This is a genomic window from Pseudomonas tritici, assembly GCF_014268275.3.
GTDB lineage: Bacteria > Pseudomonadota > Gammaproteobacteria > Pseudomonadales > Pseudomonadaceae > Aquipseudomonas > Aquipseudomonas tritici.
In genome coordinates, this window is the sequence record NZ_CP077084.1 from 1680960 (window position 1) to 1694346 (window position 13387).

The 13387-nt window shown below is 58.8% G+C and carries 10 protein-coding genes; all 10 read left to right on the forward strand.

Features of this window, described 5'->3' with window-relative positions; translation table 11 throughout:
• Positions 1-41: 41 nt before the first annotated feature.
• Positions 42-1394: a sigma E protease regulator RseP gene (gene rseP / locus HU722_RS07445; RefSeq protein ID WP_065872442.1), complete on the forward strand. Its 1353-nt coding sequence runs from the start codon at positions 42-44 to the stop codon at positions 1392-1394.
• A gap of 74 nt (positions 1395-1468) precedes the next feature.
• Entirely contained in the window at positions 1469-3856 is a 2388-nt protein-coding gene (gene bamA, locus HU722_RS07450) for an outer membrane protein assembly factor BamA (protein ID WP_049709662.1), read from the forward strand.
• Positions 3857-3901: 45 nt separating this feature from the next.
• On the forward strand, positions 3902-4405 hold the full coding sequence (locus tag HU722_RS07455) for an OmpH/Skp family outer membrane protein (protein WP_033902788.1): 504 nt from the start codon (positions 3902-3904) through the stop codon (positions 4403-4405).
• A gap of 3 nt (positions 4406-4408) precedes the next feature.
• Entirely contained in the window at positions 4409-5464 is a 1056-nt protein-coding gene (lpxD, locus tag HU722_RS07460) for a UDP-3-O-(3-hydroxymyristoyl)glucosamine N-acyltransferase (protein ID WP_065872441.1), read from the forward strand.
• A 111-nt stretch (positions 5465-5575) separates the two neighbouring features.
• Positions 5576-6016, forward strand: coding sequence for a 3-hydroxyacyl-ACP dehydratase FabZ (gene fabZ / locus HU722_RS07465; protein ID WP_003172281.1), 441 nt, complete (start codon positions 5576-5578; stop codon positions 6014-6016).
• Positions 6013-6789, forward strand: a complete 777-nt coding sequence (gene lpxA / locus HU722_RS07470) for an acyl-ACP--UDP-N-acetylglucosamine O-acyltransferase (RefSeq protein ID WP_065872440.1) — start codon at positions 6013-6015, stop codon at positions 6787-6789. The genes fabZ and lpxA overlap by 4 nt, the downstream gene beginning before the upstream one ends.
• A gap of 2 nt (positions 6790-6791) precedes the next feature.
• Complete coding sequence (gene lpxB / locus HU722_RS07475; protein WP_065880075.1) at positions 6792-7931, forward strand: lipid-A-disaccharide synthase; 1140 nt, start codon at positions 6792-6794, stop codon at positions 7929-7931.
• Positions 7928-8560: a ribonuclease HII gene (gene rnhB / locus HU722_RS07480; RefSeq protein WP_065872438.1), complete on the forward strand. Its 633-nt coding sequence runs from the start codon at positions 7928-7930 to the stop codon at positions 8558-8560. The genes lpxB and rnhB overlap by 4 nt, the downstream gene beginning before the upstream one ends.
• A 76-nt stretch (positions 8561-8636) precedes the next feature.
• Positions 8637-12158, forward strand: a complete 3522-nt coding sequence (dnaE, locus tag HU722_RS07485) for a DNA polymerase III subunit alpha (protein WP_065880074.1) — start codon at positions 8637-8639, stop codon at positions 12156-12158.
• Between the two features lie 138 nt (positions 12159-12296).
• On the forward strand, positions 12297-13244 hold the full coding sequence (locus HU722_RS07490) for an acetyl-CoA carboxylase carboxyltransferase subunit alpha (RefSeq protein WP_065880073.1): 948 nt from the start codon (positions 12297-12299) through the stop codon (positions 13242-13244).
• Positions 13245-13387: the final 143 nt, after the last annotated feature.

Below are 13387 nucleotides of genomic sequence, written 5' to 3' on the forward strand. Positions count from 1 at the left end.
TTTGAGCCTCTAGGCGCTGGATTGGAATGCGGAGAAATTAGATGAGTGCGCTTTACATGATCGTCGGCACCCTGGTTGCTCTGGGTGTGCTGGTTACCTTCCACGAATTTGGCCATTTCTGGGTCGCGCGTCGTTGCGGCGTCAAGGTACTGCGCTTTTCCGTCGGTTTCGGCATGCCGCTGTTGCGCTGGCATGACCGCCAAGGCACCGAATTCGTGATTGCGGCCATCCCGCTGGGTGGCTACGTCAAGATGCTCGATGAGCGCGAAGGCGAAGTGCCTGCAGATCAATTGGACCAATCCTTCAATCGCAAGACCGTTCGTCAGCGTATCGCCATTGTTGCCGCTGGCCCGATCGCCAACTTCCTGTTGGCGATGGTGTTCTTCTGGGTCCTGGCCATGCTGGGCAGCCAGCAGGTGCGTCCGGTCATCGGAGCGGTCGAGTCGGACAGTATTGCCGCCAAGGCCGGCCTGGTTGCCGGGCAGGAAATTGTTTCCATTGATGGCGAGCCCACCACAGGTTGGGGCGCGGTCAATCTGCAGTTGGTGCGCCGCCTGGGCGAAAGCGGCATCGTCAATGTGGTGGTGCGTGAACAGGACTCGACTACCGAAACCCCGCGTGATCTGACCCTCGACCACTGGCTCAAGGGCGCTGATGAACCTGATCCGATCAAGTCCCTGGGCATACGTCCATGGCGTCCGGCCTTGCCGCCGGTCCTGGCGGAGCTCGATCCGAAAGGTCCGGCCCAGGCCGCTGGCCTGAAAACCGGCGATCGGCTGTTGGCCCTCGATGGACAGGCGCTGGGCGACTGGCAGCAGGTGGTCGACCTGGTTCGTGTACGTCCTGATACTAAAATTCTGCTGAAAGTTGAGCGCGACGGTGCTCAAATCGACGTCCCAGTGACCTTGTCGGTTCGCGGGGAAGCCAAGGCGGCCGGGGGTTACCTCGGTGCCGGGGTCAAAGGTGTCGAATGGCCGCCGTCGATGGTGCGTGAGGTCAGCTTCGGGCCGTTAGCAGCAATTGGCGAGGGTGCAAAACGCACTTGGACCATGAGCGTGCTGACCCTGGAATCCCTCAAGAAAATGTTGTTCGGCGAGCTCTCGGTAAAAAACTTGAGTGGACCGATAACCATTGCTAAAGTGGCGGGCGCTTCTGCCCAGTCGGGTGTCGCGGATTTCCTGAATTTCCTGGCTTATCTGAGTATTAGCCTGGGTGTTCTGAATTTGTTGCCCATTCCAGTATTGGATGGGGGGCATCTGTTGTTTTATCTGGTCGAGTGGGTGCGTGGTCGCCCCTTGTCGGATCGGGTGCAGGGTTGGGGGATACAGATCGGTATCAGTTTGGTGGTCGGGGTGATGTTATTAGCCTTGGTCAACGATCTGGGTCGACTGTAACGCTTCGCTGAATTGCGAATCTGCCGCATTTTGCGGCAGTTTGTTTATTGCCAGTTGGAATAAGAAAGGACTTCATGAAACGTCTGCTGCTAACTGCGGTTCTCACCGTATTGATGATCGCCGAAGTTCACGCCGAGTCCTTCACCATCTCCGATATTCGCGTCAACGGCCTCCAGCGGGTTTCCGCCGGTAGCGTCTTTGGTGCATTACCGTTGAACGTCGGTGAACAGGCTGATGACCGTCGCCTGGTGGAGTCCACTCGTGCGCTGTTCAAAACCGGTTTCTTTCAAGACATCCAACTGGGGCGTGAAGGCAACGTCCTGGTCATCACCGTTGTCGAGCGACCTTCCGTCGCCAGTATCGAGATCGAAGGCAACAAGGCGATCTCTACTGAAGACTTGATGAAAGGTCTGAAGCAATCCGGCCTGGCCGAAGGCGAGATCTTCCAACGCGCCACCCTTGAAGGTGTGCGTAACGAACTGCAACGCCAGTACGTTGCCCAGGGCCGCTACTCCGCGACCGTGGAAACGGAAGTGGTGCCGCAGCCGCGCAACCGTGTGGGCCTCAAGGTCAACATCAACGAAGGCACCGTGGCGGCGATCCAGCACATCAACGTGGTGGGTAATACCAAGTTCGCTGATGAAGACCTGATCGACCTGTTCGAACTCAAGACCACCAACTGGCTGTCGTTCTTCAAGAACGATGACAAGTACGCCCGCGAAAAACTGTCTGGTGACCTGGAACGCCTGCGCTCCTACTACCTGGACCGTGGCTATATCAACATGGATATCGCCTCGACCCAGGTGTCCATCACCCCGGACAAGAAACACGTCTACATCACAGTCAACGTCAACGAAGGCGAGAAGTACAAGGTTCGTGACGTTAAGCTGAGCGGCGACCTGAAAGTGCCTGAAGACCAGGTCAAGGCGCTGCTGCTGGTGCAGAAAGACCAGGTGTTCTCGCGCAAGCTGATGACCACCACGTCAGAACTGATCACTCGCCGCCTGGGTAACGAAGGCTATACCTTCGCCAACGTCAACGGCGTGCCGACCCCGCATGATGATGACCACACCGTGGACATCACATTCGTCGTCGATCCCGGCAAGCGTGCCTACGTGAACCGCATCAACTTCCGTGGCAACACCAAGTCGGCGGACGAAGTACTGCGTCGTGAAATGCGTCAGATGGAAGGTGGCTGGGCGTCGACTTACCTGATCGACCAGTCCAAGACCCGTCTTGAGCGCCTGGGCTTTTTCAAGGAAGTCAACGTCGAAACCCCGGCCGTACCGGGTGTGGATGACCAGGTTGACGTGAACTACGCCGTGGAAGAACAAGCCTCGGGCTCGATCACCGCCAGTGTCGGCTTCGCACAAAGTGCCGGTCTGATCCTTGGTGGCTCCATCACCCAGAACAACTTCCTGGGTACCGGTAACCGCGTGTCTATCGGCCTGACCCGAAGCGAATACCAGAGCCGATATAACTTCGGTTATACCGACCCCTACTGGACTGCTGATGGTGTGAGCCTGGGCTACAACGCCTTCTACCGCACCACCGACTACAAAGACCTCGACGTTGACGTTGCAAGCTATGCAATCGACAGCCTCGGTGCCGGTGTCAACGTTGGTTACCCGATCAGCGAGACGTCGCGCCTGACCTTTGGCCTGACTGCGCAACAAGATGAGATCAAGACCGGTGTCTACACCGTGGATGAGATCTTTGACTTCACCCGTCGTGAAGGTGACAAGTTCCTGAACTTCAAGGCGTCTGCCGGCTGGTCCGAGTCGACCCTGAATAAAGGTGTACTGGCGACCCGTGGTCACTCCCAGAGCTTGACCCTGGAAACCACCACGCCGGGCAGCGACCTGTCGTTCTTCAAGCTTGACTACCGTGGCCAACTGTTCACGCCGTTGAGCGACAACTACACCATGCGCCTGCACACTGAATTGGGTTATGGCGATGGTTATGGCTCCACCAACGGTCTACCGTTCTACGAGAACTACTACGCGGGTGGCTTCAACTCCGTACGTGGTTTCAAAGACAGCACCTTGGGCCCACGTGGTACCCCAAGCCGTGGTGTTGGCGTAACCGGTAACCAAGGCACTGTGGCTGACTCCGACAACGACCCGCTGCCGTTCGGTGGTAACGTGTTGATCCAAGGTGGTGCGGAAATCCTGTTCCCGCTGCCGTTCGTAAAAGATCAGCGTTCCCTGCGTACCTCTGTATTCTGGGACGTGGGTAACGTGTTCGACTCCAAGTGCGAGCAGATCCGTAACCCGAGTGGCGTGAAGTCCGACACCCAGTGCAACGACGTGAGCCTGAGCAACCTGGCAAGCTCCGTGGGTGTGGGTGTGACTTGGGTAACTGCGCTTGGCCCATTGAGCTTTGCTCTGGCCATGCCGATCAAGAAACCGGATAACGCTGAAACCCAGATTTTCCAATTCTCCCTCGGCCAGACGTTCTAAGCGTCTGACCCAAGATAACGACAACGGATTCTGTAGGAGTGCATCGTGCGTAAGTTGACTCAATTGGTTCTGCTGGCAACCGTGCTGGTAGCGACCCCGGCCTTTGCCGAAATGAAAATTGCCGTGCTGAACTATCAGATGGCCCTGCTGGAATCCGATGCGGCCAAGCGTTATGCCGTGGATGCCGAGAAAAAATTCGGTCCGCAACTGACCAAACTCAAGACGCTGGAAAGCAGCGCCAAGGGCATCCAGGATCGTCTGGTAGCCGGTGGCGACAAGATGCAGCAAGGCGAGCGCGAGCGTCTGGAGCTTGAATTCAAGCAAAAGGCCCGTGACTACCAGTTCCAGTCCAAAGAGCTGAACGAAGCCAAAGCGGTTGCTGACCGTGAAATGCTTAAACAGCTGAAGCCGAAACTCGACAGCGCCGTGGAAGAAGTCATCAAGAAAGGTGCCTTTGACCTGGTGTTCGAGCGTGGCGCGGTTATCGACGTCAAGCCTCAATACGACATCACCCGCCAGGTGATCGAGCGCATGAACCAGCTGAAGTAAGCCATGACCGCGACTATCAAGCTCGGCGAGTTGGCCGAGTTCCTGGGGGCCACCTTAAATGGCTCCCCGGAGAAAGAAATCACTGGGCTAGCCACCTTGCAGGAGGCTGGCCCAGCTCAGTTGAGCTTCCTCGCAAACCCTCAATACCGTAAATACCTGGTCGACAGCCAAGCCGCCGCCGTGTTGCTGAAAGCTGCTGACGCCGAAGGGTTTGCCGGGGATTCGCTGGTGGTGGCCGACCCGTACCTGGCTTATGCCCGGGTGTCGCACCTGTTCGATCCGAAACCCAAGGCCGCAGCCGGTATTCATCCGTCTGCGGTCATCGCCGATGATGCCCAGGTTGATCCTGCGGCCAGCATTGGCGCCTTTGCGGTGATCGAGAGCGGTGCGCGCATTGCGGCAGGTGTGACCGTTGGTGCTCATTGCTTTATCGGTGCGCGCTGCGAGATTGGCGCTGACGGTTGGCTCGCACCGCGCGTAACCCTGTACCACGATGTGCGTATCGGTGAGCGTGTGGTCATCCAATCGGGTGCGGTGATCGGGGGGGAAGGCTTCGGCTTCGCCAACGCCAAGGGCATCTGGAACAAGATTGCCCAGGTCGGCGGCGTATTGATCGGCGACGACGTGGAAATTGGCGTCAACACGGCTGTTGATCGCGGGGCCTTGGCCGATACCGTGATCGGCAACGGCGTGAAGCTCGACAACCAGATTCAGATCGCCCACAACGTGCAGATTGGTGATCACACCGCCATGGCGGCGTGTGTGGGTATTTCCGGCAGCACCAGGATCGGCAAGCATTGCATGCTCGCCGGTGGCGTAGGGCTGGTGGGGCATATCGATATTTGCGACAACGTCTTCATCACCGGCATGACCATGGTTACCCACTCGATTACCGAGCCAGGGGCCTACTCATCCGGTACCGCCATGCAGCCTGCAGCTGAATGGCGCAAGAGCGCAGCACGGTTGAGGCAGCTCGACGACATGGCTCGACGTCTCAAACAGCTGGAAAAGCGTGTTGGGGACGTGACCCCTGGCGGTAATGCTTCATCAGAAGGCTGATACCATTTCCATATCAAGTGTGCACAGCCGCTAGACTGCCTCCTTGATTTGCTAGCGGGGCGTGCTTTTAGTTCGCCCGCCCCCAATCTTTATTACAGGCTTCCCCCCGAAATGATGGACATCAACGAGATTCGCGAATACCTGCCTCACCGTTACCCGTTCCTGCTGGTGGACCGCGTAGTGGACCTCAACGTCGAGGAAAAGCGCATTCGTGCCTACAAGAATGTCAGCATCAACGAACCGTTCTTCAACGGTCACTTTCCCGCGCATCCAATCATGCCGGGCGTGTTGATCATCGAAGCGATGGCCCAGGCTGCCGGTATCCTTGGCTTCAAAATGCTCGACCTCAAGCCTGCCGACGGCACGCTCTACTATTTCGTGGGCTCCGATAAGTTGCGTTTCCGCAACCCGGTCACCCCGGGTGACCAGTTGATCCTGGAAGCCAAGTTCATCAGCTGCAAACGCCAGATCTGGAAGTTCGAATGCCAGGCTTCGGTGGACGGCAAGCCTGTGTGCTCCGCCGAAATCATCTGTGCGGAACGCAAACTATGAGTTTGATTGACCCTCGCGCAATCATCGATCCGTCGGCCGTACTGGCCGCCGACGTTGAGGTCGGCCCCTGGTCGATCATCGGCGCAGGTGTGGAAATCGGCGAGGGAACTGTCATCGGGCCGCACGTGATCCTTAAAGGTCCGACCCGTATTGGCAAACACAATCGTATCTACCAGTTTTCCTCGGTAGGCGAAGACACCCCGGACATGAAGTACAAGGGTGAAGAAACACGCCTGGTAATCGGTGATCACAACATCATTCGTGAAGGCGTGACCATTCACCGTGGCACCGTGCAAGATCGGGCCGAGACCACGCTGGGTGATCACAACCTAGTCATGGCCTACGCGCACATCGGCCACGACAGCGTCATCGGCAACCACTGCATTCTGGTCAACAACACCGCGTTGGCCGGCCATGTGCACGTCGACGATTGGGCGATCCTCTCCGGATTCACCCTGGTGCATCAGTACTGCCATATCGGCGCCCACAGCTTTTCCGGCATGGGTACCGCCATCGGCAAGGATGTTCCGGCGTTCGTCACAGTATTCGGTAACCCGGCCGAAGCCCGCAGCATGAACTTCGAAGGCATGCGCCGTCGTGGTTTCAGCGAAGAGGCCATCCACGCCCTGCGCCGTGCCTACAAGGTGGTTTATCGCCAGGGGCTTACGGTGGACCAGGCGTTGACCCAATTGGCCGAGCCGTCGGCGTTGTTCCCGGAAGTCGCGGTGTTCCGTGACTCGATCCAGGCGTCGACTCGCGGCATCACCCGCTGATCATGGCTAATCTGCGTATTGCGCTGGTGGCCGGAGAAGCTTCCGGTGACATTCTAGGCGCAGGTCTTATGCGGGCCCTCAAGGCCCAGCACCCTGCGGTGGAATTTATTGGGGTCGGCGGCCCGCTGATGCAGGCCGAAGGGCTCACGTCCTACTTCCCCATGGAGCGGCTATCGGTCATGGGGTTGGTGGAAGTGCTGGGCCGTCTGCGTGAGCTGTTGGCTCGCCGCAAGCTGCTGATCCAGACCCTGATCGAAGAGAAGCCCGATGTTTTCATCGGGGTCGACGCACCGGACTTCACCCTTAATATCGAACTCAAGTTGCGTCAGGCCGGGATCAAGACCGTGCACTACGTCAGCCCCTCCGTGTGGGCATGGCGCCAGAAGCGCGTATTGAAGATCCGCGAAGGCTGTGACTTGATGCTGACCCTGCTACCGTTCGAAGCCAGGTTCTACGAAGAAAAGGGCGTGCCGGTGCGGTTTGTCGGGCACACCCTGGCCGACACCATCCCTTTGCAGGCTGACCGCGCAGCCGCGCGTGCCGAGTTGGGCTTGCCTGACGGTCCGCTGGTGGCGTTGATGCCGGGCAGCCGTGGCGGCGAAGTCGGCCGCCTGGCTGCGGTGTTCTTCGATGCTGCCGAGCGCCTGCAAGCGTTGAAGCCAGGCGTACGTTTCGTGCTGCCCTGCGCGAGCCCGCAGCGTCGTGCGCAGATCGAAACCCTGTTGGCCGGTCGGAACCTGCCGGTGACCTTGCTCGACGGCCAATCGCACCTGGCCCTGGCGGCCTGTGATGCGGTGCTGATCGCCTCGGGTACGGCCACCCTGGAGGCCTTGCTGTACAAGCGTCCGATGGTCGTGGCCTATCGCCTGGCGCCGCTGACCTTCTGGATTCTCAAGCGCATGGTCAAAAGCCCTTACATCTCCCTGCCCAACCTGCTGGCCCAGCGCCTGTTGGTGCCGGAGTTGTTGCAGGACGATGCAACGCCTGAGGCCTTGGCGCAAACTCTACTACCCTTGATCGACGGCGGCGAAGAGCAGACTCGCGGTTTTGACGACATTCACCGCACCTTGCGCCGTGATGCCTCGAACCAGGCGGCGGACGCCGTGTTGACCTTGATCGGCAAGAAACAGGAAACTTTATGATCAAGCAAATGGGCCTGGATTTCAGCCTGGTTGCCGAAGCCCACGAACTGGTGGCCGGTGTTGACGAAGTCGGGCGCGGGCCTTTGTGCGGCGCTGTCGTCACGGCGGCGGTGATTCTCGACCCGAGCCGCCCGATTCTCGGCCTCAACGACTCGAAAAAACTCACCGAAGCGCGGCGCGAAAAGCTCTACGACGAGATTATTGAGAAGGCCCTCAGCTGGCATATTGCTCGGGCCGAAGTCGAGGAAATCGACGCGTTGAACATCCTCCACGCCACCATGCTTGCCATGCAGCGTGCAGTAGAAGGCCTGCACATCACGCCAAAAATGGCCATGATCGACGGCAACCGCTGCCCAAAATTGGCCATGCCGGCGGAAGCGGTGGTGAAGGGCGATAGCAAGGTGCCTGCGATTGCGGCAGCTTCAATCCTGGCTAAGGTCAGCCGCGATCGTGAAATGGCTGCTTTCGAATTGATCTACCCCGGCTACGGGATCGGCGGCCATAAAGGCTACCCGACGCCCGTTCATCTGGAAGCCCTGGCTCGCCTCGGCCCGACGCCGATCCACCGCCGCTCGTTCGCCCCCGTACGCCAGGCTTATGAGCTGCGCGAGAGTCTCAGCGAGGTGTAGTCGCGAGGCTGATGTTTTTGCCAAGGCCCGGTACAATCCCGGGCCTTGTTGTTTCTACGTTTAAGACAGGATCACTATGCCGGCTTCATTCGTTCACCTGCGCCTGCACACTGAATACTCCCTGGTTGACGGCCTGGTACGGATCAAACCGCTGGTCAAAACCCTGGTGGGCATGAACATGCCTGCCGTGGCGGTTACCGATCAGAACAACATGTGTTCCCTGGTCAAATTCTATAAAAACGCCATGGGCGCCGGCATCAAGCCGATTTGCGGCGCCGACCTGTGGTTGTCCAACAAAGATCCGGATAACGCCCTTAGCCGTATCAGTCTGCTGGCGATGAACGGCGTGGGTTATCGCAACCTCACCGAACTGATTTCCCGTGGCTTTATCGACGGCCAGCGCAACGGCTCGATCATCATCGAGCGCGAGTGGGTCGCCGAGGCCAGCGAAGGGCTGATCATGCTGTCCGCCGCTAAAGAGGGTGAGATCGGTCTTGCGCTACTCGGCGGCAATCCTCAAGAGGCTGAAGGGCTGGCCCGCGAGTGGATGCAGGTTTTCCCCGACCGTTTCTACCTGGAAGTCCAGCGCACCAACCGCCCCAACGACGAAGAGCACCTGCACGCCGCCGTGGCCCTGGCCGACAAGCTGGGCGCGCCGCTGGTCGCGACCAACGATGTGCGCTTTATCAAGAAAGAAGATTTCGAAGCCCACGAAACCCGCGTGTGCATCGGCGAAGGCCGGGCCCTGGATGACCCGCGTCGCTCGAAGAACTACAGCGAGGAGCAATACCTCAAAAGTGCCGACGAGATGGCCGAGCTGTTCAGCGACCTGCCCGAGGCCCTGGAAAACTCTGTCGAAATTGCCAAGCGTTGTAACATTGAAGTGAAGCTGGGCAAGCACTTCCTGCCCAACTTCCCGATTCCCGATGGCATGACCATCGATGAGTACTTCCGCAAGGTGTCGTTCGACGGCTTGGAAGAGCGCCTCAGCGTGCTGTTGCCCAAGGACACCACTGAGGATTACGACGCCAAGCGCCAGGTCTATGTCGACCGGCTGAATTTCGAACTGGATATCATCATCCAGATGGGGTTCCCCGGTTACTTCCTGATCGTAATGGACTTTATCCAGTGGGCCAAAAGCAACGGCGTGCCGGTAGGCCCGGGCCGGGGGTCGGGTGCTGGCTCGCTGGTTGCTTACGTACAGAAGATTACCGATCTCGACCCGCTGGAATATGACCTGCTGTTCGAACGGTTCCTGAACCCGGAACGGGTTTCCATGCCCGACTTCGACGTCGACTTCTGCATGGACGGGCGCGACCGCGTCATTGAATACGTGGCTGAGAAATACGGCCGTAACGCGGTAAGCCAGATCATCACCTTCGGTTCCATGGCCGCGAAAGCGGTAATCCGCGACGTTGCGCGGGTGCAGGGCAAGTCCTACGGCCTGGCTGATCGCCTGTCGAAGATGATTCCGTTTGAAGTCGGCATGACCCTGGAAAAGGCCTACGATCAGGAAGAGATCCTGCGTGACTTCATCAAAATCGATGAAGAAGCCGCCGAAATCTGGGACATGGCGCGCAAGCTCGAAGGCGTGGTGCGTAACGTCGGTAAACACGCCGGTGGTGTGGTTATCGCGCCTACAAAGCTCACCGACTTTTCGCCGATCTATTGCGATGAAGAAGGCGGCGGCCTGGTCACCCAGTTCGACAAGGACGACGTGGAGGCGGCCGGCCTGGTGAAGTTCGACTTCCTCGGCCTGCGCACGCTGACGATCATCGACTGGGCGCTGAAGACCATCAACCGCGAGCGCGCCAAGGTCGACGAAGAGCCGCTGGATATTGCGTTTATCCCGCTGGACGACAAGCCGACCTATCAGTTGCTGCAAAAGGCCGAAACCACGGCGGTGTTCCAGCTTGAGTCGCGCGGCATGAAAGAGCTGATCAAAAAGCTCAAGCCCGACTGCCTGGAAGACTTGATCGCACTGGTGGCGCTGTTCCGTCCCGGCCCGCTGCAATCGGGCATGGTGGACGACTTCATCAACCGTAAGCACGGCCGCGCCGAGCTGGCGTACCCGCACTCCGACTACCAATACGAAGGCCTCAAGCCGGTATTGGCGCCGACCTACGGCATCATCCTGTATCAGGAACAGGTGATGCAGATCGCCCAGGTGATGGCCGGTTACACCCTCGGTGGTGCGGACATGTTGCGCCGCGCCATGGGTAAGAAAAAACCCGAGGAAATGGCCAAGCAGCGCGGCGGTTTCATTGAAGGTTGCGCCACCAACAATATTGACGCCGACCTGGCCGGTAATATTTTCGACCTGGTAGAGAAATTCGCCGGTTACGGCTTCAACAAATCCCACTCCGCCGCCTACGGCCTGGTGTCGTACCAGACCGCCTGGCTGAAGGCTCACTACCCGGCGCCGTTCATGGCTGCGGTACTTTCGGCGGATATGCACAACACCGACAAGGTCGTGACCTTGATCGAGGAAGTGCGCACCATGAAACTGCGCCTCGACGCACCGGACGTGAACGCCTCGGAGTTCAAGTTCACGGTAAACGACGAAGGCCGCATCATTTATGGCCTGGGCGCGATCAAAGGCGTGGGCGAAGGTCCGGTGGAAGCCATCACCGAAGCGCGCCAGGACGGCCCTTTCAAGGACCTGTTCGACTTCTGCGCACGGGTTGACCTCAAGCGCATCAACAAGCGAACCCTCGATGGCTTGATCCGCAGTGGTGCGCTCGACCGTCTCGGTCCGTATTTCCATGATGAGCCGAAGGCTTACCAGGCAAATATCGACCGTAACCGCGCCGTGTTGCTCACCGCGATGGAAGAGGCGATCAAGGCTGCCGAACAGACCGCGCGCACCCACGACAGTGGCCACGCCGACCTGTTTGGCGGATTGTTCGTCGAAGAAGACGCGGATGTGTACGCCAACCATCGCAAGGCCAAGGAGCTGACCCTGAAGGAGCGCCTCAAGGGTGAGAAAGACACCTTGGGCCTGTACCTGACCGGTCACCCGATTGATGAATACGAAGGTGAAATCCGGCGGTTCGCCCGCCAGCGCATCATCGACCTGAAACCGGCGCGGGATACGCAGACCGTCGCCGGCATGATCATCGCCCTGCGGGTGATGAAAAATAAAAAGGGCGACAAGATGGGCTTTATCACCCTCGACGACCGCTCGGGCCGCATCGAAGCCTCACTGTTTGCCGATGCGTTCCACTCCGCGCAGTCGCTGCTGCAGACTGACGCCATGGTGGTGGTGGAAGGGGAGGTCAGCAACGACGACTTCTCCGGCGGCCTGCGGCTGCGGATCAAGCGTGTGATGAGCATGGAAGATGCGCGCACCAATTTGGCCGAGAGCCTGCGCTTGAAGGTGAAAACCGAAGCGCTCAAGGGCGATCAGCTACGCTGGTTGGGCGACCTGCTCAAACGCCACCGTGGCGCGTGCCCGGTGACCATGGAGTACACCGGCAATGACGCCAAGGCCATGTTGCAGTTTGGCGAGACCTGGCGAATTGATCCTGCTGATGGCTTGATTCAAGCATTGCGTGACCAGTTCGGCCGTGACAACGTCTTTCTCCAATACCGTTGACGGTCAGGCAGTAATACTTAGCCTGATCTCGGCGAAACATTTAATCTCGACCTAGACGCGCCTCTCCCTTAAGGTAGGGCGCGAATAGACAACCGGCTGGCCAGGCACTCCTTGGCCGTCGACCCAAGACGGACGCTTATGAACCCGAATTTTCTTGATTTCGAACAGCCGATCGCTGACCTGCAAGCCAAGATCGAAGAGCTGCGCCTGGTCGGCAATGACAATTCGCTGAATATCGGCGATGAAATCGCTCGCCTGCAAGACAAGAGCAGTACGCTCACCGAAGACATCTTCGGCAAGTTGACCAGTTGGCAGATCGCCCGCCTGGCCCGCCACCCGCGCCGTCCGTACACCCTGGACTACATTCAGCACATCTTCACTGAGTTCGACGAGCTGCACGGCGATCGCCACTTCTCCGACGACGCGGCCATCGTGGGCGGTATCGCTCGCCTGGACGACCAGCCGGTGATGGTGATCGGTCACCAGAAAGGCCGTGAAGTGCGCGAGAAAGTGCGCCGCAACTTCGGCATGCCGCGTCCGGAAGGCTACCGCAAGGCGTGCCGCCTGATGGAAATGGCCGAGCGCTTCAAGATGCCGATCCTGACCTTCATCGACACGCCGGGCGCCTACCCGGGTATCGACGCTGAAGAGCGCAACCAGAGCGAAGCAATCGCCTGGAACCTGCGCGTCATGTCGCGCCTGAAAACCCCGATCATCGCTACCGTGATTGGTGAAGGTGGGTCCGGTGGTGCACTGGCCATTGGCGTGTGCGATCAGCTGAACATGCTGCAATACTCGACCTACGCGGTGATCTCGCCGGAAGGTTGCGCTTCGATTCTGTGGAAAACCGCCGAAAAAGCGCCGGACGCCGCTGAAGCGATGGGTATCACTGCTGATCGCCTCAAGGGCCTGGGCATTGTCGACAAAGTGATTGCCGAGCCATTGGGCGGCGCCCACCGTGATCCGGCGGCTGCTGCCGCGACTATTCGTGCCGAGCTGGGTTCGCAACTGGCGATGCTCAAGAAGCTGGATAACGAAACGCTGTTGGCCCGTCGTTATGAGCGTTTGATGAGCTACGGTCTCTGATCAAATACTGATCTGGCAGACAATGCTGTACTAGTGTGGGAGCGGGCTTGCTCGCGAAAGCGGTGAATCAGTCAATATATTCAGTGACTGACACCACGCTTTCGCGAGCAAGCCCGCTCCCACATTTGCTTTGTGTATGCTGG